The 21,965-nt window shown below is 70.4% G+C and carries 15 protein-coding genes; 6 read left to right on the top strand and 9 right to left on the bottom strand.

Going from position 1 to position 21,965, the window contains the following annotated elements:
- The first annotated feature begins 2 nt into the window (after positions 1-2).
- The 3 genes from ACN6LD_RS00690 to ACN6LD_RS00680 all read left to right on the top strand — a co-directional run bounded on the left by ACN6LD_RS00690 (position 3) and on the right by ACN6LD_RS00680 (position 2,507).
- A complete protein-coding gene (locus ACN6LD_RS00690) occupies positions 3-932 on the top strand; it encodes an SDR family oxidoreductase (protein ID WP_445042183.1) in 930 nt (309 codons plus the stop codon).
- A complete protein-coding gene (locus ACN6LD_RS00685) occupies positions 929-1,324 on the top strand; it encodes a macro domain-containing protein (protein ID WP_445042306.1) in 396 nt (131 codons plus the stop codon). The genes ACN6LD_RS00690 and ACN6LD_RS00685 overlap by 4 nt, the downstream gene beginning before the upstream one ends.
- Positions 1,325-1,445: 121 nt before the next feature.
- The gene (locus ACN6LD_RS00680; RefSeq protein WP_445042182.1) at positions 1,446-2,507 is read left to right on the top strand and encodes a LacI family DNA-binding transcriptional regulator; all 1,062 of its coding nucleotides are present in this window, start codon (positions 1,446-1,448) and stop codon (positions 2,505-2,507) included.
- 37 nt (positions 2,508-2,544) lie between these two features.
- On the opposite strand, the gene ACN6LD_RS00675 is transcribed toward ACN6LD_RS00680, so the two are convergent.
- The 3 genes from ACN6LD_RS00675 to ACN6LD_RS00665 form a co-directional block, all read right to left on the bottom strand.
- Complete coding sequence (locus tag ACN6LD_RS00675) at positions 2,545-4,029, bottom strand: ricin-type beta-trefoil lectin domain protein (RefSeq protein WP_445042181.1); 1,485 nt, start codon at positions 4,027-4,029, stop codon at positions 2,545-2,547.
- Between the two features lie 369 nt (positions 4,030-4,398).
- Positions 4,399-6,705, bottom strand: coding sequence for a family 43 glycosylhydrolase (locus tag ACN6LD_RS00670; protein ID WP_445042305.1), 2,307 nt, complete (start codon positions 6,703-6,705; stop codon positions 4,399-4,401).
- A gap of 271 nt (positions 6,706-6,976) precedes the next feature.
- The gene (locus tag ACN6LD_RS00665) at positions 6,977-8,545 is read right to left on the bottom strand and encodes a sigma-70 family RNA polymerase sigma factor (RefSeq protein WP_445042180.1); all 1,569 of its coding nucleotides are present in this window, start codon (positions 8,543-8,545) and stop codon (positions 6,977-6,979) included.
- A 552-nt stretch (positions 8,546-9,097) separates the two neighbouring features.
- Between ACN6LD_RS00665 and ACN6LD_RS00660 the strand changes: the two genes are divergently transcribed.
- Positions 9,098-10,528, top strand: a complete 1,431-nt coding sequence (locus ACN6LD_RS00660; RefSeq protein ID WP_319193230.1) for a glycoside hydrolase family 43 protein — start codon at positions 9,098-9,100, stop codon at positions 10,526-10,528.
- 210 nt (positions 10,529-10,738) lie between these two features.
- Here the strand turns inward: ACN6LD_RS00660 and ACN6LD_RS00655 are convergent, their stop codons facing one another.
- The 6 genes from ACN6LD_RS00655 to ACN6LD_RS00630 form a co-directional block, all read right to left on the bottom strand.
- Positions 10,739-12,436: an RICIN domain-containing protein gene (locus ACN6LD_RS00655; RefSeq protein ID WP_445042304.1), complete on the bottom strand. Its 1,698-nt coding sequence runs from the start codon at positions 12,434-12,436 to the stop codon at positions 10,739-10,741.
- A gap of 127 nt (positions 12,437-12,563) precedes the next feature.
- Entirely contained in the window at positions 12,564-14,690 is a 2,127-nt protein-coding gene (locus ACN6LD_RS00650) for a beta-galactosidase (RefSeq protein WP_445042179.1), read from the bottom strand.
- A 46-nt stretch (positions 14,691-14,736) separates the two neighbouring features.
- On the bottom strand, positions 14,737-15,675 hold the full coding sequence (locus ACN6LD_RS00645) for a carbohydrate ABC transporter permease (protein ID WP_319193227.1): 939 nt from the start codon (positions 15,673-15,675) through the stop codon (positions 14,737-14,739).
- The gene (locus ACN6LD_RS00640; RefSeq protein ID WP_415924926.1) at positions 15,672-16,616 is read right to left on the bottom strand and encodes a carbohydrate ABC transporter permease; all 945 of its coding nucleotides are present in this window, start codon (positions 16,614-16,616) and stop codon (positions 15,672-15,674) included. Before ACN6LD_RS00640 ends, ACN6LD_RS00645 begins: the two co-directional genes overlap by 4 nt.
- Before the next feature lie 98 nt (positions 16,617-16,714).
- Positions 16,715-18,103, bottom strand: a complete 1,389-nt coding sequence (locus tag ACN6LD_RS00635) for an ABC transporter substrate-binding protein (protein WP_319193224.1) — start codon at positions 18,101-18,103, stop codon at positions 16,715-16,717.
- A 391-nt stretch (positions 18,104-18,494) separates the two neighbouring features.
- Complete coding sequence (locus tag ACN6LD_RS00630; protein WP_445042178.1) at positions 18,495-19,586, bottom strand: LacI family DNA-binding transcriptional regulator; 1,092 nt, start codon at positions 19,584-19,586, stop codon at positions 18,495-18,497.
- Between the two features lie 750 nt (positions 19,587-20,336).
- On the opposite strand from ACN6LD_RS00630, the gene ACN6LD_RS00625 reads away from it, so the two are divergent.
- Positions 20,337-20,609 carry a hypothetical protein gene (locus tag ACN6LD_RS00625; RefSeq protein ID WP_319193221.1) on the top strand — a complete coding sequence of 91 codons (273 nt, stop codon included), beginning with the start codon at positions 20,337-20,339 and terminating at the stop codon, positions 20,607-20,609.
- A 65-nt stretch (positions 20,610-20,674) separates the two neighbouring features.
- Positions 20,675-21,874 carry a N(5)-(carboxyethyl)ornithine synthase gene (locus tag ACN6LD_RS00620; RefSeq protein WP_445042177.1) on the top strand — a complete coding sequence of 400 codons (1,200 nt, stop codon included), beginning with the start codon at positions 20,675-20,677 and terminating at the stop codon, positions 21,872-21,874.
- The last annotated feature ends 91 nt before the right edge of the window (positions 21,875-21,965 follow it).

Below are 21,965 nucleotides of genomic sequence, written 5' to 3'. Positions count from 1 at the left end.
TCATGTCCGAGGCATCCGAAGCGTCCACAACACCCGTGGCCTCTGCCACCTCCGCCGCACCCGCAACCTCCGCGGCATCCGAGGGGTCCGCCCCCGCGATCGCGGTCACCGGGTCCACCGGCCGTCTCGGCGGGCGGGTGGCCCGCCGGCTGGCCGAGCGGGGCGTCCAGCAGACCCTGGTGGCCCGCCGCCCCGAGCGGGCTCCGCGGCTGCCCGGCGCGGTGGCCGTGCGCGGCGACTACGCCGACCGGGCCGCGGTGAGCGAGGCCCTCGCCGGTGTCCGCACCGTCTTCATGGTGTCCGCCTCCGAGAGCGCCGACCGCCTCGCCCAGCACAAGGCGTTCGTGGACGCCGCGGCCGAAGCGGGAGTACGGCACCTGGTGTACCTCTCGTTCTACGGCGCGGCCCCCGACGCCACCTTCACCCTGGCGCGCGACCACTTCCACACCGAGCAGCACATCCGGGCGAGCGGGCTGGCGTACACGTTCCTCAGGGACAACCTCTACGCCGAGTTCGTCCCCGACCTGGCCGGCGAGGACGGCGTCATCCGCGGTCCGGCCGGACACGGGCGTGCCGCGTTCGTCGGCCAGGACGACATCGCCGACGCGGCCGCCGCGGTGCTCTCCCGTCCGGACGACCACAGCGGCGTCGCCTACGACCTGACCGGCCCCGAGTCCCTGACCCTGGACGAAGCGGCCGTGATCCTGTCCGAGCAGCTCGGACGCGCGGTCGTCTACCGGCCGGAGACGCTCGAGGAGGCCTATGCCTCCCGCGCCTCCTACGGTGCCCCGCCGTGGCAGCTGGACGCCTGGGTGTCCACCTACACGGCCATCGCGTCCGGCGAACTCGACGGCGTCAGCGACGCCGTCCCCCGCCTCACCGGCCGCCCCGCCACGCCCCTCGCCGACGTCGTGCGCGCCGCCCGGGGCTGACACACGCGCGTCAGCACCCACGGGCTGTCGCATTTGAACATCACGGGTCCCTTATCGGGCCGGTTGACTCCCTGGACGCCCACGTCCGCGAGGCGCCGCGGCTGCTCGCGACCGATCCGGCCGTACCCCGGCTGGGGCTGCTCGCCTCCTCCTACCGGGCCTGCCTGGACCTCGCCGCCGAGGTGGCGGCCGTCCGCACCGTCGCGTTCTGCGCCGTGAGCACCGGTGTCTTCGGCTACCCGAGGAGCGAGGCCACTCCCGTCGCGCTGCGCACGGTCACCGACTGGCGGGACGCCCGCCCCGGCCGTTTCGACCGCGTCGTGTTCGCCGTGTTCGGCGAGGACGACGAACGGGCCTGCCGGCATGCCCTCGGCGCGGCCGTCCGGCCCTGACCCGCGGTCCTGCGCGTCTTGCGGCGAGGAACGGGCGGGACCTCGCGCCGCAGGCGCCCGGGGAGTGGGCCTAGGCTGTCGTCAGGGCTCGGAAACAGGGGAAACAAGGAAACAGGGGATCATGGCGATGGGGGAAAGGTCCAGGTCCGGACGGCCCCGGCCGTCGATGGCGGACGTCGCCCGTCACGCCGGCGTCGCGCCGCAGACGGTGTCGCGCGTGTCCAACGGCCACACCAACGTCGACCCGGCGACCAGGCAGCGGGTCGTGGAGTCGATGCAGGCGCTGGGCTACCGGCCGAACGGAGCCGCACGCGCGCTCAAGAGCGGCCGGTTCAACACGATCGGCGTCATCACCTTCACGCTCAGGACGTTCGGGAACACGCGCACGCTCGACGCCATAGCCAAGGAAGCCGCGCTCGCCAAGTACGCGGTCACCCTCATCCCCGTGCCGGATCCGACGATGGGCAGGCTGTCCGGGGCCTACGACCGGCTCAGCGAGGCGGCCGTCGACGGCGTGATCCTCGTCTTCGAGGCCCATCTCCTGGACGACACGGAGTTCAGCCTTCCGCCCGGGGTCCCGATGGTGGTCGTCGACTCCGACACCGGCCCCGGCTACACCGTGGTGGACACCGACCAGGCGCAGGGCGCCCGTCAGGCGACGGAACACCTGCTGGACCTCGGTCATCGGCAGGTGTGGCACATCGCCGGTCCCCCGACCTCCTTCTCCGCGGCCCATCGGGTCGAGTCCTGGCGGCGCACGCTGGAGGAGGCCGGCATCGCCGCGCCCCCGGTGCTGTACGGCGACTGGACCACCCGCTCCGGATACCTGCACGGGCTGACTCTGGGGCGGCGGCCTGAGGTCACGGCGATCTTCGCCGCGAACGACCACATGGCGCTCGGCGTGATGCGTGCCCTGCACGAGCTCGGCCGCCGGATTCCCGAGGACGTCAGCGTCGTGGGGTTCGACGACATGGAGGAGACCCAGGCCTTCTGGCCGCCGCTGACCACCGTGCGGCAGGACTTCGCCGCGGTCGGCCGGCTCAGCCTGCAGAAACTGCTGACCAAGATCGCCCGGACCGGGCCCGACCTGATCGACAAGACCCTCGTGCCGACCCGGCTGATCGTCCGCGCGAGCACCGGAGCGCCGCCGCCCTCGCCGGAAGGCGAGGTACGGCGGCGCTGACCGGTACGGCGACAGACGCGGTTATCGGGCGCAGGCGTCAGCTCCTGGCCCACTGCTGGTTGGTGCTTCCGTTGCAGTACCAGACGTCGACCGACGTGCCGTTGCCGGTGCCCGCTCCGGCCGCGTCCAGGCAGAGCGCCGGGTTCGCGACGCTGGTCACCGAGAGGTCCGCGTTCACGTTCCACTGCTGTGCCGTCGCGCCGGTGCAGTCGGCGATGACCACGGGGTCTCCCGCCGCGGCTCCGGCGCCTCCCACCGTCATGCACTTGTTGCCGTAGACGGTGAGCTGCTTTGCCGCGTTCCAGTTCCAGGACTGGTTGCCGCCGGCGTTGCAGTCCCAGAGGTCGAGCTGGGTGCCGTTGGACGTGCTGAAGCCGGGCACGTCGACGCAGCGGCCGGAGCCCACTCCGCGCAGGACCTCACCGGGAGGCGCGGGCGGCAGGTTGTTGACGGGCGGGGTCTTGCCGAAGCCGTATCCCCAGCGCAGCAGCGCGACTCCGGTGGCGCTGTTGTCCACCAGGTTGCCCTTGGAGTCCAGCGACTCGATCGAGTAGGCGTCGCCGAACCGCAGTCCCGGCCAGTACACCAGCCCCATCCCCTTGCTGCGGGCGGTGTTCGCCACGGCAGCGAGGTACGAGGTGTAGATGTTGCCGTTCCACGCACCGTAGTTCAGACCGATGGTCATCGGGGCGCCGGCCTCGTCGATGATGGTCCGGCCGGCGTACTTGCCGAGGCGGGCTGCCAGGTCGGCGGTCCAGTCCGACTGCTGGGTGTAGCTGTTCCAGAACCCGTAGAAGTGCAGCGACAGCAGCGTTCCCCGCAGTGCGCGGGCCGCGCCGACACCGGTGACGTTGTCGTTGTAGCCGGTACCGCTGATCACGACACGGCCGCGCGGGACGTCCTTGTGCTGGGCGAGCCAGCCGCTGGTGACGGACACCCACTGGTCCAGGGTGTAGCCGTGCGGCTCGTTCATGGGCTCGAAGTAGACCCGCGGGTTGTGCCTGTACTCCCGCACCACGGTGTTCCACATCTTCTTCCAGGCGGCCGTGTCGTCGACCAGGCCGTCCTTGCTGGTGTCGGCCTCCCAGTAGCTGACGATGACCTTGTCACCGTGGGCCGTGGCCGCGTCGATCGTCGCCCGGTACGACTTCCACCAGGCGGTGCCCACGGTCGCCGGGTTGATCGGCAGGCGCAGCGTGTTGGCGCCCAGGTTCTTCTTGAAGCCGCTCACCATGCGGCTCGCGGTGCGGTACACCGTGCGGTAGTCGTCGGTGACCTTCAGCCCGCTGGGCACCACGGCGTCACTGGCGTAGTTGTCCCGCGGGTCCGCCCAGTTCACTCCGCGGAAGTCACTCGTACCGCCCTTGGACGCGGGCGTGCCCGGCGCGTACGAGCCGGCCGACGTCCTGGCGGCCGGCTGGGCGAGGGCGGTGGCGGGGGCGGTCAGCAACATGAGTGTCGCGCCGAAGCCGGCCATGAGCACACTGGCCAGTCTTCTCGACCTCGTCGGGGTCTTGGTCATGTCGTCTCCAGTGACGGAAATCGCGGGGCGGAGTGCGGGTTCGCCACCTGAGCCGAGGCAGTGAGGAACCAGGGGCCGGGTCCGGAGACAGGCACTCGGACCCTTGTGAACCGGCCATGGTTACGTAACCATGGCCGGACATTGGCACGTCGCGCACACCGGTGACAAGACCTGTGACCGGTTCGGGAGGACCACAGCCCCCTTTCACCGGCCTGAAAGCGCAAAGGCCCTCACGACAGACCTCACGATGACCTCACGATGGACCTCACACGGGCCTGACGGCAGAGGGCTCCCGCACGTCATGTCCGTGCGGGAGCCCTCTGTGTGCTGCGCCGCCCGCCGGTGCAGGCCGGGGGGCGGGGGACGCGGTCAGGCCCAGGGGCTGACCGGCGTGAAGGAACTGTCGGCGCGGAAGGTGGCGTTGTCCTGGTAGGTGTCGAGGCGCAGCTCGTAGTTGTAGTGACGGAGGTAGCGGCCCGGGTAGTTGTACGACTCGAGACCGACCGAGCCGGTGACCGAGCCCTGCCGGGCGCAGTAGGTGGCGTCCTTGGCGAAGAGCGTCGTGCCGGCGTTCGCGTCGGCGCGGATGCGGAGGTCCTTGTGACGCAGGTACCGGCCGGACGCGTCCCGGAACGAGTAGCAGCTGCCGTCGGCCAGGCCCGGGACGACGGTGAAGGTGGCGCTCTGCTTGACCGCCGTGGTGCTGGAGGAGGTCACGGGGTCGAGGTAGCCGAGGCTGTCGGAGCGCACGACGGCGTAGCGGCCGGGGAAGTTGACGGACCGGAGCGACCGCGCGGTGTTCGTCGGCAGGGTGACGCCGCTGGAGACGGGGTCGATGCTGCTCAGGGTGGGGACGACCTTCTTGATCAGGCCGTCGGCGTCGAACTCCAGCTTGTCGACGGTGGTTTCGCGGTGCGTGCCGTCACCGCCGGGGACGGCGAAGCGGTGGTAGGCGATGTACCAGTCGTCGGTGCCCGGCACCTGCACGACGGAGTGGTGACCGGGGCCCTTGATGCCGAGCGAGAGGTCCTTCTCCAGGATGACGCCTCTTTTGGTCCAGGGGCCGGTGGGCGAGGAGCCCGTGGCGTAGGCGACCTGGTAGTTCTCGTCCCGTGTGTCGTTCTCGGACCACATCAGGTAGTAGGCGCCCTTGCGCTTGATGACGAAGGACCCTTCGTTGTAGCCGCCGGGGGTGATCTCGGTGATCTTCGAGGCGTCGAACGAGACCATGTCGTCGTTCAACGGGACCACATAGGCGTGGCCGTTGCCCCAGTAGAGGTACGACTGGCCGTCGTCGTCGGTGAACACGTCCGGGTCGATCATCTGGCCGGGGTGGGAGCCGCGGGCGATCAGCGGCTTGCCGAGAGGGTCCTTGAACGGGCCGGTGGGCGAGTCGGATACCGCGACGCCGATGTTGGTGTCGGCGGAGTAGTAGAAGTAGAACTTGCCGTTCTTCGCGGTGGCCGTCGGGGCCCAGGCCCGGCTGTCGGCCCAGCTGACGTCAGGACCGAGGTCGAGGATGACGCCGTGGTCCGTCCAGTGGACCAGATCCTTCGACGAGTACGCACTGAACCGTGTGCCGCTCCAGCCCGCGAAGCCGTCCGTGGTCGGGTAGATGTAATACGTGTCGCCGAAACGGACGATGTTCGGGTCGGCGGTGAGCCCCGGCAGGACCGGGCTCCTCATGATCTGCGCGGAGACCGTCCAGGTGCGTTTCGTCCCGTCGGAGCCGGTCACCTCGTACGTCACAGGGTGGGTGAAGTCGCGCGGGGTGCCTGAGGCCGGGTTGACGGACGCGCCTTGGGAGAGGGTCAACCGCGGGGCGAGCGCGGTGAGGTCCGTGCCCTCCTTCACCGGTAGCGTGACCCTGCTGGTGGCGTCGTCGACGAGGGCGGCGATCTTCAGCGAGGGGTCCTCGGCCGCGGCGATCGCCGTGGTGTTCCCGCTGACCGCGAGGACCTCACCGGGCGCCAGCGCCCGGTTGTAGACGCGGAAGTCGCGGATCCTGCCCTTGAACAGCTTGTCGGTGCTGTAGAGCGACTTGCCGATGTAGTTGGCGGTGGTGTTGCCCGATCCGACGGCGCCGGGCGTGACGGTGAGCGACGTGTTGCGGGCCACCTCCACGCCGTCCTGGTAGAGGATGCCGGTGGTGCCGGTCTGGGTGTAGGTGACGTGCTTCCACACCGAACGCGGCAGCGCGGTGGAGGTCCGGGTGTTCTGCTCGGTGGCGAAGCCCCCGGAGGCGATGGCCGTCCGGAACGTGTTGCCGGTGGCGAAGAGGTACCCGTTGCCGGCGCCGTCGGCGGTGTTGCCGAAGCCGTAGAGGAAGTACGGCGTGGCCTGGGCGGCGTCGATCTGAACATCCATCGAGACGGAGACCGAGTTCATGCCGCGCAGGATGTCGTCCGGCACCTTGATGTAGGTGTCGGAGCCGTTGAACGTCAGTCCCTGCCCCGAACCCGACCAGCCCGCGGCGCCGTTGACGGTTCCGTTGCGGCCGTTGCCCGAGGAGTCCACCGCCACGGTGCCCGAGGTCGCGTCGAGTTTGTACCAGAGCGCCAGACCGTCGGTGATCTCCGCCGCCTGGGCCGGGGTCTGCGGACCGGCGAGACCCGCCAGGAGCGCGGCGGCGGCCACGGCGGCCGGCCACCATCGTCGACGGCCTTGAAGTCTCACGCTGTGCATGGGTTCACATCCTGTGATGAAGGCATGCCTGAGAAGGGGGTTCACGTCCTCGGCCGAGGTGCTGACGTGCCGCCCGTATGACAATCGCGCTGCGTGAGTGTGAAGTGAGCCGCGAGTCGACGTCAATACTTTACGAACAATGTCCGATAGGTCGAACGACTTCCTTCCGGTGCGGCTGTCCGGTCCCGGTTGCGCGTCACGCGCCCTGCACAGCGGGGTCGTTCGGCTTCAGGCCCAGCGCTTCGTCACGTCCAGGGCTTCGTCAGGTCCAGGGCTTCACCAGGACGAAGGAGCGACTTGCCCGGTATGCGGCCGTGTCCTCGGAAGGGTCGAGCCACAGCTGGAGGTCGTCCCGGTGACGGAGGTAGCGGCCGGGGTAGTTGTACGACTCCAGGGAGACCGAACCGGCCGTGGAACCGGAGCGGGGGCAGAAGGTGGCGTCCTTCCGGAAGATGGCGGATCCGTCGTCGGCGTCCAGCCGGATGCGGAACGCGTAGTGCCGCAGATACCTGCCCGTGGCGTCCTTGAGCGAGTAGCAGCGCGGGTCGGCGAGGCCGGGGACGAAGGTGAACGTGGCCGCCTGCCGGGCGGTCGCGGAGCTGGTGGCGCCGACCGGGCCCAGGGCGCCGAACCGGCCGGACCGGCTCACGTAGTCGCCGGGGCTGTCGACCGACCGCAGGGCACGCCGCCCCGAGACCCGGTCCTCGGCCGACGCCGGGGCCGCTGTCGGCGTCGACGTGGGTGTGGGTGTCGGCGCCGGCGTCCGCACGGCGCGCTCTTTCGGCGACGACGACACGGACGGGTCCGTGGACGGCAGCGGGGCCGCGACGGCGGGCCGCGGGGCCGGCTCGTGCGACCCCGTGACCGCGTACCAGGCCACTCCGGCAGCCACGAGCGTGACGGCGCCTGCGGCTGCCGCCGCCGCGGGCTTGGCGGCCAGCCTGCCGATCGTCCGTGCCGTACGGCTCGCACCGCCCGCCGCGCGCGTGCCCGCGCCGGCGGCCGCCCCGGCCGACTCCGCCCCGGGCATCCCGGCCAGCACCAGCCCGGCCAGGCCGACCGGCACCGGCACCAGCGCGAGGCCGGCCAGCAACCCCTCCGCCGGTATCAGGTCGGACGAGCGCGACAAGCACTGCGGACAGTCCCGGACATGGCGCGACAGCCGCTTGCGCCACAGCCCGGACGGCCGCCCGTCCCACGAACCGAGCGCGGCCGCCAGGTCCGGGCAGCGCGGCGAGGCGGTGACGGCCCGGACGACGGCGCGCGCCGTCTCCAGCCGTTCCTTGACCCGCTGGATCCGGACGGCGGCATGCTGCGGTGTGAGGCCGCAGGCCGCCGAGAGCTCGCCGCGGGTCAGTTCACCGGCGCTCTCCATCCACCACAGCGCGAGCACCTCGCGTTCCTCGTCCTCCAGCCAGCGGGTCGCCTCCACCGCTTCCCGCCGCTGGCCCGACAGCGCAAGCCGAAGAACCACCAGGTCGGAGAAGTCGGCCTGCGGGTCCGTGTCGTGGACGCTCTCCTCCAGGGGATCCGCGGCCGGCCAGGTCCGCCCCCTGCGCCACCGGTCACGGATCTGCCGCACGGTGATGGCGACGAGCCAGGACCGGAACCGATCCGGCCGCTCCAGCCCGGGCAACCCGTCCAGGACCCGCATCATCGTCTCCTGGACCACGTCGTCGACGTCGCTGTGGCCGTCCAGCGCGCGCCCGACGATGTTGTAGACCAGTGGCAGACAGTCCCGTACGAGCTGTTCCGAGGCCTGTCGGTCCCCGGCCCGCGCCGCCGTGACGACGGCGACGTCCGGCCGTTCCTGCGCGTCCCGCGAGCGCACCCCGCCTCACCTGCCCCGTCGCCTTGCCGATCTGTCGCGGGCGACAGTGTGCCAGGAGCAAACCCGGAGGTTCTGCTCGGGTCGCTTCCAGGTCCCACCGCGCGCCCGGTTCCGTTCGGCGATTTTCGTTATGCGCGACGCGTCGGCGCGTCTCCGGTGCACAGGACCCCTGCACAGGACCCCTGCGCACGACCCCTGCACATGACTCCGCCGCACCACCCCGCCGCACCAGTCCACCGCACGACCCGTCCCGAGGACGAGGGGAGGAACGCCGATTCTCCTGACATCTCCCCTCTTGACACCCACGTTTACCTCCCTTTAACTTTTGCCGAATTCACGAACAATGTTCGCAATTTCGAACCAGGTGGGGCCCGCCGGAACCTCCGGCCCGCCTCCGACCCCCGCTCCGCGGTGTGAAGCAAGGAGGCCTCCGTCATGAGCGCTCCCGCATCCACCGATACGGAACAGCTCGTCGGCCGGCTCCCGCGGCCACACGCCTGACACCCCGCTTGCACCCCCGTCCCGGCACCCGCAGAAAGACAGGAAGCGCGCATGTCAAGGGTTCTCACCCGGCTCGCGGCGATACTGGTCGCCGTCGGCCTCTTCTTCACCTCCCAGTCCCTGACCACACCTCAGCAGGCGGCGGCCGCCGACCCCGGTTACCTGATGGTGCACTTCACCGGTGAGGGGTCGACCAACCAGCAGATGTACCTCTCGCACAGCACGGACGGCCTGCACTGGAACGACCTCAACGGCGGCGCCATGGTCCTGCGCTCCACGGTCGGCACGAAGGGAGTGCGCGACCCCGCACTCGTGAGATCCCCCGACGGCAGCAAGTACTGGATCATCGCGACCGACCTGTGCATCAGCTGCGGGCAGACCTGGGACTCCTCCATCAACAACGGCAGCCGCAACCTGGTGGTGTGGGAGTCGACGGACCTGGCCACCTGGTCGCAGCCGTGGCTGCTCAACGTCGCCGGCGCGATCCCCGACGGGCGCAACGCCTGGGCCCCCGAGGCGATCTGGGACCCCCAGACCAACGACTACGTCCTGTACTGGGCGACGAACGTGCCCCTCAACGGCAAGACGAAGCACCGCATCTACTACGCCCGCACCAGCGACTTCCACACCATCACCACCCCCCAGACCTACATCGAGCGCCCCGGCGCCCAGGAGATCATCGACACGCAGATCATCGAGATGCCGTCGGGCGTCGGCGCCTACCGCTACGTGCGGGCCTCCGGCGACGGGCAGATCACCCTCGAGGGCAGCAACTCGATCCTCGGCGCCTGGACGAACCTCGGCGACCTCTCCGGCGTCGGCCTGACCGGGTCGATGGTCGAGGGTCCCATGTGGATGAAGTTCAACGGCACCAACAAGTGGGCCCTCTACCTCGACCAGTACGCCTCCAGCGGCGGATACATGCCGGTCCTGACGACCGACCCGGCCAACCCGGCCTCCTACCAGAAGCAGGCTTCGAGCAGCTACAACATGGGCGGCACGAAGAAGCGCCACGGCTGGATCATGAACCTGACGGCCGCCGAGGAAAGCCGCGTCCTCGCACGCTTCCCCAACACCCCCGCCCAGCGGCTCCAGTCGTACAACTTCCAGGACCGGTACGTGCAGCACGTCAACTTCGACGTGCGCATCGACCAGAACGCCACCGGCCCCGACGCGCAGTTCCGGATGCGGCCCGGCCTGGCGGGCACCGGCACCGTCTCCTTCGAGTCGGTGAGCTTCCCCGGCTACTTCCTGCGCCACGCCAACTACGACTTCCAGCTGGTCCACAACGACGGCACCGCCCAGTTCGCCGCCGACGCCACCTTCCGCCAGGTCGCCGGGCTCGCCGACCCGAGCTGGTCGTCGTTCCAGTCCTACAACCACCCCGACCACTACATCCGCCACTACGCCTACTACCTGAAGCTCGACCCGATCACCACCGCGACGGGACGCAGCGACGCCACCTTCCGCCTGACGAACTGACCCGACCGGGACGCCGGCGCCTCCACGGGGGAGCGTCGGCGTCCCGTCCGCGGGCGGCGGCTCCGCGTACCTGCGAGACCGCCCCGGGTCGCCCCGCTGTCCGGCATCCCCGAGGACCGCACGGGCTCCTACCTCGCCGCCCGGTCCCGGCCGGCGACCGTCGAACGGCAGACATCCGGTGGTCCGGCACGGCTGCCGGACCACCGGTGGCTAGCGGACGAGCTTCCAGTCCTGCGAGCCGTCGTCGGCCGCCGTCTGGAGGGTCAGCGGCGCCGACGTGGAGGCGCCTGTGAGGAAGAGACTCGTGTTCTTGACGGCCTGGAGCCTGTAGTAGCCGTCCGAGCTCTTGACGAGGGTCCAGCTGCCCGTCGAGCTGTCGTCGACCCACTGGCCGATGCGCTGCCCGGCGGTGGCCTTGCCCGTCCAGATGGCGGCGGCGCGACCGCCGGACTTGTTCAGCAGGGTCGTACCGCCGTTGGGCTCGGTCACCACATGCCAGTACTGGGTGTCCTGTATCGCCGCCGCTCCGGAGTCCTCCAGGACCACGTCCGGCGTGTTCCCGTTGCCGAGGTTCGCGTCGTTCGTCCTGTTGCCGGTGCCGATCACCTGGCCGGTCCTGCGGTTGACCAGCCGGTAGTAGGCGCCCGCCGACTCACCGAGGTCGACCTCGGCGTAGGCGATCGTGGACGTGCCCTGGTTGTTGAGGATCACCACGCGGCCGGTGCCGTCGACGTACTGGAGGTTGCGGCTGTAGCCGGCCGGCGACGTCGTCTGGTACTCCGTCCACACACCGTCGCTGCGTCCGCTGTCGTCGACCCAGACGCTGCCGCTGTTCGCCGCGTTGTAGACCAGGCGCCCGTCGGGGAGCCGGATCAGCACCGGGCTGCCGCCGCCGGCGAGCGGACGGGAACCGGCGACGACCGGCAGCGAGCCGACCGACATGCCCGTCTGGCTGCCCTTGAAGAACTTCAGCGGGTCGTCGGCGATGACGTAGCGGGTGTTCGCCCCGCCGCCCCAGTACTCGAAGGTGAGCATCCACTTGCCGTCGGCCGTGGGCACGATGTTGGTCATGCCCGGCCGGCCGCCGCCGATCTCGGTCTTGCCGCCGCCCATGTCCTGGACGGATCCGGAGACGTCGACGACGGGGTCGCTCCAGTCGGTGCTCCTGCCGTCCCAGGTCCGGTGCACGAGGATCTGGCCGTGCGAGTCGGTGGCCGTGTCGTCGGCGGGGTCCTTCCGGGGCACGCCGGTGACCGGGTCGAAGCCGACGTAGTCGTTCTCGTCGGAGTAGTAGCAGACCAGCTTGCCCTTGTAGACCATCAGGTACGGCTCCCACAGCGGGTCGACCTGCCGGTACGTGTTGGCGGCGGCGATGTTCTGGCCGACCGCGCCCGCGCTGCCGCCCTGCCGGCCGCCGGTCGCCACGACGTTCTGGATCTTCCAGGTCCTGCCGTCGTCGGTGCTGGAGTACAGGGCGATGGCCAGATCGCTGCGGTCCCCGTCGTTGGACGGGGTCCAGTTCGGGTCGGCCGCCTTGTGCTCCTTGTAGTAGGCGTCGTCACCGGAGACGACACTCGCCAGGAGCAGCGTGCCGGCCTTCATCCCGCCGACGCTCCGCGGGAGGACGTACAGGTACGGGTTGGTCCAGTTGCTCGTGTACTTGGCGTACTTGGGGTCCTTGGAGAGGTACGCCGGCGCCTTGACCTCCGACAGCGGCTGCCAGCTCGTTCCGTCGTCGTCGCTCTTGTAGACCGGGAGGGTCTGTCCGGCCGCGCTGCCCGACGACGTCACGACCGTCGACTTCTCGAACGACGCGACCAGCCGTCCGCCGGGGAGTTCGGCCGACTTCGGGTAGACCGCGCAGTTGCCCCGCCCCTTCAGGCACGGCTCACTGCCCAGCTGGTACATGGTGCCGCCCGTGGGGTTGTACGCCTGCGCGCCGGCCACGGAGCCGGCCAGCAGTGCCGCCGCCGCGATGGAGCTGCCCAGCGCCTTTGCTGTGGTTCTTCTCTTCACTGCCCCTCCTTCGGGGAAATCACGGTGTTGCGGTGACCAGCACGCGGACGTCCCACGGACCGAGGTCCAGCCGTGCGCCGGCGGGAACGGACGTGCCGTCCAGAACGTCGGAGAGATCGGCCGGCACGGTCGCGTGTGCGGGCTCCCAGCTCCAGTTGTGAACGATGTGGACCCGACGGCCGTCGGGAGAGGCGCCGGTCGTCGCGGTGACCGACTCGGGAAGGTCCCGCCACGCGTGGCTCGGGGCGGGGGCCAGCCATTCGGCGAGCGCCCGGGCGAGGTCGCGTCCGGGCGCCGTGCCGACGGTGGTGACCCGGCCCGTGCCGTGACGGCGGGTGGTGACGGCGGGCCAGCGGCCGAAGTGCGGGTGGTCGTACCCGGCGAGCACCTCGGCGTCGGTGGCGTTCAGGCACTCGATCCACCGGGTCGCGGCGGCGGTCTCCGGGAGCCGCAGCGGGCTGCCGGGCGCACTGTGCACGGGGACCTCCTGCTGGAGGTTGCTGAATTCGTCGTACGTCGCCCCCGCGGCGTCGGCGAGGCGGCCGGGGGCCGGGGTGAGCCGGGCCCTGGCCTCGTGGTCGGCGTAGCCGGTACGGGGTCCGAGCACCAGGTGGCCGCCCGCGTGGGCGTAGGCCGCCAACCGGTCGAGGGTGGCGTCGTCGACGACGTACAGAGCCGGGACGACGAGGACGGGGTGACGGCGTACGGCCTCCTCGGAGGTCAGGTCCCCCAGCTGTCGGGCGTGCACGATCCGCACCTGGCGGCGCGCGTCGAAGGCGCCGCGGTAGAAGGGGTCGAAGAGTCGGTGGTAGGCGGCGGCGTCCGGTTCGCCGTCGGGCGTCGCGAGCGGCGGGTACTTCTGCATCAGCCACTTGCTCGGCGTCGAGTAGACCATCGTGATGTCGGCATCGGGTTCGAGACCGGCGACCAGCGGGCCGGCCTTCTCGAACTCCGCTCCCAGACGGGCCACTTCGGCGTACGTGCGGCCCGGCCGTCCGCTGTGCGGGAGGACGCCGCCCCAGTACGTCTCCGCGCCGAAGCGCAGGGTCTGCCACTGCCAGTACTCGATCATCCGCGCGCCGCGCGCCACGTGCGCCCAGGCCGCCTGGCGCCACTGGCCGTCGTAGCCCGGCCGGTTGTCCCAAGGGAAGCCGATGCTCTGGGCGTTGGTCTCGGTGACGAGGAAGGGCTCCTGGCGGGAGGAGAACATCCAGTCGGCGGTCTGGTACATCGACCAGACGCCGGTGGTCTTCCAGACCTGCTCGTGGGTGTCGGGGGTGGGGTCGGGGAGCAGGAGTCCGTCCTGCATGTCGTAGTACGGGTTGCCGGAGGCGATGTCGAGACGGGCGGCGAGCTCGTCGTCGGCCACCCCCTGGCGGGTGTACGAGATGCAGGTGGTGACGAACTGCCCGTCGAGGGCGTACTCGCGGACGATGTCGGCCTGCCAGCCGATGAACTCGGTGACCTGGCGAGCCTGGAACTCCCGCCAGGCGACGTCGTACTGGGGCTGTTCGTTGCCGTCGGGCGTCCACAGGTCGGACCAGTCGGACAGCCTGTGCGACCAGTAGACCAGTCCCCACTCGCGGTTCAGGGTCTCGACGTCGCCGTACTTCTCCCGCAGGCAGTCCACGAACCGCTGGAAGACACCGCGGTTGTGGAAGAGGTGCAGGCCCGGTTCGTTGTCGACCTGCCAGCCGATGACCGCCGGGTGGTCGGCGTAGCGTGCCGTGATCTTCCGGATCACCCGCTCGGCGTGGAAGCGGAACGCGGGGTGGGTGAAGTCGATCTCCTGTCGGGCGCCCCAGCCCATCCGCTGCCCGGTGGCACGCTCCGCGGTGATCTCCGGGTACTGGCGGGCCAGCCACTGCGGTGCCGCATACGTCGGGGTGCCGAGGATGACGGAGATGCCACGTTCGTGGGCGCCGTCGAGGACGGGCTGGAGCCAGTCGAGGTCGAAGCTGCCGTTGCTGGGCTCCCAGGTCGACCAGACCGACTCGCCGACCCGGATGACGTTGAAGTTCGCCTCCGCCATCAGGTCCAGGTCGGTCTTCAGCCGTTCGTCCGGGCGGAGTTCGGGATCGTAGGCGGGCGTGTACTCGTGGTAGTACGCGGCGCCGAACAGGACACGGGCAGGCAGAGCCGCCATGGGGGGAAACCTCCGGGAAGACGTGGAGTGGGGTGAGGGGTGCGGGCTACTGCTTGACGCCGCCGGAGGCGAGGCCGCTCTGCCAGTACCGCTGGAGCAGCAGGAAGGCCACGACGAGCGGGATGATCGAGATCAGGGAGCCGGTCACGACGAGGGCGAACATGTCGCTGCTGGCGCCCGCCCCGCCGTTCTGCGCCTGGGCCGCCCACGAGGAGAGGCCCACGGTGACCGGGTAGAGGTCCGGGTCGTTCAGCATGATCAACGGCAGGAAGTAGTTGTTCCAGGTCGCGACCAGCGTGAACAGCAGGACGGTCACCAGTCCGGGGCTGAGCAGCCTGAGGACGATGCGGAAGAAGATCCGGGCCTCGCCGGCGCCGTCGATGCGGGCGGCCTCGAGGAGGCTGTCCGGGACTGCGTCCTCGGCGTAGACCCGCATCAGGTAGAGGCCGAAGGGGTTGACGAGGGAGGGCAGGATGATCGCCCACGGGGTGTTGACCAGGCCCGCCTTGGCGAAGAGCAGATAGGTCGGGATCGCCAGGGCCGTGGTCGGCACCATGACCGCCCCGAGGACCAGGTTGAAGGCGGTGCGGTCGCCGCGGAAGCGGAACTTGGAGAAGCCGTAACCGCCGGCGGCGGCGAGGAGCGCGGCGCCGACCGCGCTGACGCCCGCGTACACGACCGTGTTGAGCAGCCATCGTATGAAGACGCCGTCGTCCTGGGCGAAGGTGTCCCCGAGGTTCGTCAGTAGTTGCGGAGCGTGCGAGAACCACAGGCCGAAGGTGTTGAACAGGTCCTGCGTGCTCTTGGTCGAGGCGATCAGCAGCCAGAGCAGCGGGAGGAGGAAGTAGGCGAGTGCGGCCAGCATCGCGATGGTCAGCGGGGTGCTGCGGCGGCGGCCCGACGGCCGGCGTCGCCTGCCGCGGCTCGTTCCGCCGGTGCGCTCGTCGGCCGGTGCGACGGTGTCCGGGTGCGTGAGGGCGGTCACGGGGTCCTCCTGCGGTTCGCGGTGAGCAGGACGGCGTAGGAGGCGATCACGATGACGAGGCCGAGGAGGAAGGAGACCGTGGCCGCGTAGTTGACCTGCTGGCCGGTGAAGGCGAGCGTGTACGCGTAGAGGTTCGCTGTGTAGGAGCTCGTGATGACGTCCGGGGCGATGTTCATCAGCAGCTTGGGCTCGTTGAACAGCTGGAAGCTGCCGATGACGGAGAACAGCAGGGTGAGCAGGAGCGCAGGGCGCAGGGCGGGGATCTTGATCGACCAGGCGATGCGCCAGGCGCCTGCGCCGTCCATGGCCGCGGCCTCGTACAGCTCGGTCGGGATCGTGCGCAGCGCGGCGTACAGAATGATCATGTTGTAGCCGACGAACTCCCAGGTCACGATGTTGGCCAGGCTGCCGAGCATCCAGCCGTCGCTGAGGAAGTCGGGGACGGGCAGGCTCATCTTCCGGGCGATCTGGGCGAACGGGCCGAAGTCCGGGCCGTACAGATAGCCCCACATGAGCGAGGCCACCACGCTCGGCACGGCGTACGGCACGAAGATGCCGAGCCGGATCACCCGGGCGAGCCGCAGCAGGCCGCTGTCGAGGGCGAGCGCGAACAGCAGTGCCAGCAGCAGCATCACGGGCACCTGGATCACGAAGAACAGCGCCACGCGGCCGACGCCGTGGAGGAACTGCGGATCGGTGAGGGCCTGCGTGTAGTTGTCGAGGCCGACGAACGCGGTGCCGCCGATCAGCCGCTCCTGGAAGAGGCTGAGGTAGGCGGCGTAGCCGAGCGGCGCGAGGAAGAGCAGGAGGAACAGCGCCATGAACGGTGCGACGAACAGCGGCCCTGCTGACCGGCGCCGGCTCGCGCCGCCGCGCCCGGGGCGTCCCGGCCCGTCTCGACGTCGGCCCTTGGGGGAGGCCGTGGGTGTGGCGGTCATCATCGGCCCTTTCTGAGAAGAGGATGGTGCTGTGCAGGGTGGCGAGGGGAGGGCGGGAACCGGGCCGGGTCCCGCGCCGCGGAGCGGGACCCGGCGGTCCGTCAGCCCTTGACGGTGAAGCCCTGCTTCTTGGCGTACGTGGTGAGCCTCGACTGCCAGGTCCCGAGCGCGCGGGCGGTGTCGGCGCCGTCGGCCAGGGACTTGCCGACGGTCTCGGTCCAGTCGGTGGCCGCCTGGTCGAGGAACGGGGGCCACTGGAAGGAGGAGCTGACCGTGGAGCTGATGTCGGCGAAGACCTGGTTCACCTTCTGACCGCCGTAGAAGGCCGGCGCGTCGCCCACGAAGGAGGCGTCCGCGAGCAGGGCCTTGGTCGCGGGGAAGAAGAACTGCTCGGTGGCGAACATCTTCGCGCTGGCCGGGTCGCTGTTGAGGAACTTCGCGAACTGGGCCGCCGCGATGGCGTTCTTGGTGGACCGGATGACGGCGGTGGTCGAACCGCCCCAGTTGCCCGAGCTCGGCTTGGACGCGTCCCACTGCGGCAGCGGGGCCGCTCGCCACTTGCCCGCGGTGGCCTTGGCGGAGCCGGAGAGGAAGACGGGGCCCCAGGCCGCGGTGATCCAGGTGGCGTACTTGCCCTTGTTGAGCGCGGCGTACCAGGAGTCGGTGAAGTCGGGTTCGACGCCGATGACCCCTTCCTTCGCCAGGCCGCCCCAGTAGGCGCCGAGCTTCTGCGAGACGGCGTCGTCGACGCTGATGGTGATGTCGCTCTTGCCGGAGGTGACGTACGGCTTGGCGCCCGCCTGCCACAGCAGACCGTGCCAGGCGGCGACCTGGTTGGCGGCGAGGTTGGTGAGGTAGACGTCGGGGTCGGCCTTGTGGAGCTTGCGGGCGGCGGCGGCGAACTCGTCCCAGGTGGTGGGGACCGCGATGCCGTGCTTGTCGAAGATGTCCTGCCGGTAGAGCATCCCCATCGGGCCGGTGTCCTGCGGGATCGCCCACACCTCGCCGTTCGTGCCGCTGACCTGCCCCCAGGTCCAGTCGACGAACGTGTTCTTCAACGCGGCGGCGCCGTAGGGCCGGAGGTCCAGAAGGCTGTTGGTGATCGTGAACGTCGGGATCGCCTGGTACTCGATCTGGACCATGTCGGGGGCGCCGCTGCCGGCCTTCAGCGCCGTGCGCAGCTTGGTGTACTGCGGGGTGCCCTGACCGGCGTTGACCACCTTGACCTTGATGGCCGGGTACTTCTGCTGGAAGAGCGCGACCTCCTTGTCGATGTTCGGGACCCAGGTCCAGAACGTCAGCTCGGTGGGCGTCTTCATGGCCTTGTCTATGTCGGCCTGGCTGACCGCCTTGGCGGAGGAGCCGCCGGAGCCGCTGTCACCGCCGCCGCAGGCGGAGAGCGCGCTCGCGAGCGTCAGGGCTCCGGTCGCGGCGAGGAAGCCGCGGCGGTTCAGGGGTGCAGAGGAGGCGGCTGAGAGGAATTCGGACATGGTGGACTCCGCAGAGGGCGTAGGGAAATCGGCGCACAGGGCGACGTGCTGTCGGGGCGTCTGCAGGCCGGGTTCGACAGGTGGGACGGCGGGACCGGCGGGGTGTGGATTCCCCGCGGGGCCGAGCGCCTCACGCTCGTCGGCCGGCAGAAGGGCTCACGCCCGAGGAGGCGAGAGGGGGCGTGGGCCCGGACAGACGGCTCTGGGAGCGGTGTCCGGGCCCCGCGCTGGTGAGTGGGCGCGGCGACGACCGGATACGGCCGGGCCGGCTCGCGCACTCGGGTGCGGGGTGCGGGTGTGGGGGGAGAGGCGGATGAGCGTGGCGCGCTGTGGGCTGTGGGTGGGCTGGTCTCCCATCGTGATCGGGGAACAGGGTGCGGGCGCCCGGCGGTCAGACCGTGGTCCTCCGGGGCGCGGGGGCCGTCCGGGCGGACGCGGTCGTGCGGTTCGGCGGGGGCGCCGTCGAGGAGCGGACCACGAGGTTGACCGGCGGGTCCTCCGCCGGGATGGGGTCGGAGTCCGGGTTCTCGATGGCGTGCACCAGACGCTTGAGGCCGTCCTGGGCCGTCGCGTCGAACGGCTGGCGCACCGTCGTCAGCGGCGGGGTCACGTAGGCGGCCAGCGGTATGTCGTCCAGGCCGACGACGCTGATGTCCTGCGGTACCCGTCGGCCCGTTTCCAGCAGGCCGCGGATCAGTCCGATGGCCATGTCGTCGTTGGCGGCGAACACCGCCGTGACGTCGTGGTCCTCGGCCATCTCGCGTCCTGCCCGGTATCCGGAGGCGGCCGACCAGTCGCCTGCGATCACAGGCGGTTCGCGCCTGCCGTGCGCGGCCAGCGTCGCCCGCCAGCCCTCCATCCGGTCCCTGGCCGCGTACCAGCGCTGCGGGCCGGCGAGGTGGTGGACGGTCGGGTGGCCGAGGCCGAGCAGGTGCTCGGTGACGGCCCGGGCCAGTTGGTGGGCGACGAGCCCGGCGGTCACCACCCGCTGGACGGTGAACGGCGGCGGCGCCCCGAGGACCAGGAACGGCACGTCGGCGGGGATGGCGAGGTCGGCGTCGCCCTCCTCGTCGATCGGCTCGGAGATGACGATGCCGTCCACGCCCTGGTCGAGGAGCGAATCGACGGCGCCGGCGATGCCCGCGGCGTCGCCTTCGACCGTGTTGACCACGCGGAGCGTGTATCCCGTGTCGCGGACGGCCCGCTCCAGGCCCATCAGCAGCGAGGCGGGGCCGTAGAGCGCCGTGCCGAGCGTCACCACGCCGATGGACCGGGTCCGGCCCGAGGCCAGGGCCCGGGCGGCGTGGTTGAGCCGGTAGCCGAGGGTCTCAGCGGCTTCCTGAACACGTCGGCGCACGTCGCCGGAGACGTACTGCTCACCGTTCATGACCCTGGACACCGTCTTCTGCGAGACGCCCGCCAGCCGCGCCACGTCGATGCTGCGTGGTGCGGTGCCGGTGCTGCGGCCTGCGAGTCGTGCCATGGGTCTCTCCTGATCTCCGACAGTCGGGCAACGCGGTCCGTTCGGTGTATGACTGCGCTGACATGACTGCGCAGACATATCTACGCAGCCGGAGCGGGCACGTCAAGGGTTCAGGCAACATTGCCGTCATCCGAAGGCAACGCCACCCGCCTCGACGGCCCTCGTCCCGCACGAATCATTCCGTCGATAACGGGATGACCAGGGAACCATGGGACCCTAGGTCAGCATTCGCCGGAAAAGGTACAGCGATCCGGGCGAGGGCGGACGCGCCTCGGACGCGGAGCGGAGGGCCGCCGCGCGGACACCCGAGGTTCCCGTCCTCGCGGTCCCTCCGTGTTCCCTGCCGCTCCCCGATGCCCGTCCGGAGAACCCGCGAGGGCTCGGTGACGCCCCGGCGAGTCGCCTCCGGGGTCCGGCGTCCCGGCACACGCCGGGTGCGGAGGGAGTACGGTTGCGGCACCGAGCGCACCTCGCACGCCGTCATCGGTTTCGGCGTCGCCCTCGGGCCGCCGCCCTCGGGCATCGGCACAGGCCGGCGTCACCTCGGATCCGGCCGGAAATGAGCCGCACCATGACTCCTGGCTCGCCATCTCACGCCGTCTTCCGTACCCGGTCCCGCGCAGCGCGGTAGCGGATCTCCCGGTTTCCGGGACACCCCGAGGTGTTCCGGCATCTCGCACGGCCCTGGACCGGTCGGCACGTTCGAACCGATCAGCACGGCTCTGAACCGATCAAGAGGATGCGAGACGCATGTATTCACAGGACTCGATTTCCGGCCGCCGTCGCGGCCGTCCCGAACCGACCGCGGAAGTCCTCTCCGGACTGGCCTGTCTCATCTGCGCCACCGACTACCGCAACGCACCCGACACGGAGGCGGTGGTGGTTTCACACCATGCCGACAAGCAGCTCCTCGCCTGCCGCGGAACGTGCGCACGCATCGCGAGCGGGTCGGTCGACGGTCTGGACGAGACGCCCCTCCCGCTGGCCGATCGCGTCCTCGGGCACCGGCCCGACCGCTCTTGACCCGGAGCCCGGTCAGCCACGACGAGCACGCCAAGAGCGCAGCGAACGAAATGACGAGGAAGCGTATGAGCCTGATGAGTCTCGGAGTGCTCGCCTCCTCCCGCAAGGAGAACGAGTTCCGCCTGCCGTTGCACCCCGCCCACCTCGACCGGATCGCCCCGGACGTACGCGAGAGGATCTTCCTCGAACAGGGCTACGGCGAACGGTTCGGCTTCGCCGACGACGCGCTCGGACCGCTCGTGGCGGGCCTGCGCTCCCGCGAGCGACTCCTCGCCGAGTGCGACGTGTTGTTGCTGCCCAAACCCACGCACGACGACGTCGCCGACCTGCGCGAGGGCCAGGTGCTGTGGGGATGGCCGCACTGTGTGCAGGACGAGACGATGACCCAGTCCGGCATCGACCGACGGCTGACCTTCATCGCCTGGGAGGCCATGAACCACTGGACGTCCACAGGCGCTTTCAGCGTCCATGTGTTCCACAAGAACAACGAGCTCGCAGGCTACTGCTCGGTGCTGCACGCCCTGCAGCTCGGCGGCCTGACCGGCAGCTACGGGCGACGTCTGCGCGCCGTGGTCATCAGCTTCGGCGCCACGGCGCGCGGAGCGGTCACGGGCCTGGGCGCCATGGGGGTCTCCGACGTCACCGTGCTCACCCAACGCGCCGCGGCGGCCGTGGCCTCGCCGATGCCGTCGGTCGTGATGAGCCACTTCGAGGAGGACGAGGACGATCCGTCGCGCCTGCGCGCACTCACCCCGGCCGGCCCCGTGCCGCTCGCGGAGTACCTCAGCGGGTTCGACATCATCGTCAACTGCGTCCGGCAGGACACCGACGCGCCGCTGACCTTCGTCGACGACGAGGAACTCGCCCTGTTCCGGTCGGGCACCTTCTTCATCGACGTCGCCTGCGACGCGGGCATGGGCTTCGCGTGGGCCCGTCCGACCACCTTCGGCGAGCCGATGCCCACGGTGGGGCCGGGCTGCCACTACTACGCGGTGGACCACAGTCCGTCCCACCTGTGGAACTCGGCCACGTGGGAGATCAGCGAGGCACTCCTGCCCTATCTGCGCAAGGTCATGAGCGGCCCTGCGGCCTGGGCGGCCGACGCCACGGTCGGCAAGGCCATCGAGATCCTCGACGGCGTCGTCCTGAACCCGAAGATCCTCTCCTTCCAGCACCGGTCGGCCTCCTACCCCCACCCCTCCGAGCCCCCGAGCCCCGCCCCCGCCCCCGCCCCGGAGGCGCACTCCGCCGCCCAGCCTGCCTGACGCATCGCATCAGACCGTCGCGGAGCCGGACCGGGACCGGCTCCGCGAGCTGCTCGCGGGGGACGTAGCCTGCCGCTCCCCCGCGGTTTTC

The organism is Streptomyces sp. SAS_272 (genome assembly GCF_052543235.1).
Note: the sequence above shows the minus strand (reverse complement) of the source record. Positions and strands in the feature narration are given on the sequence as shown.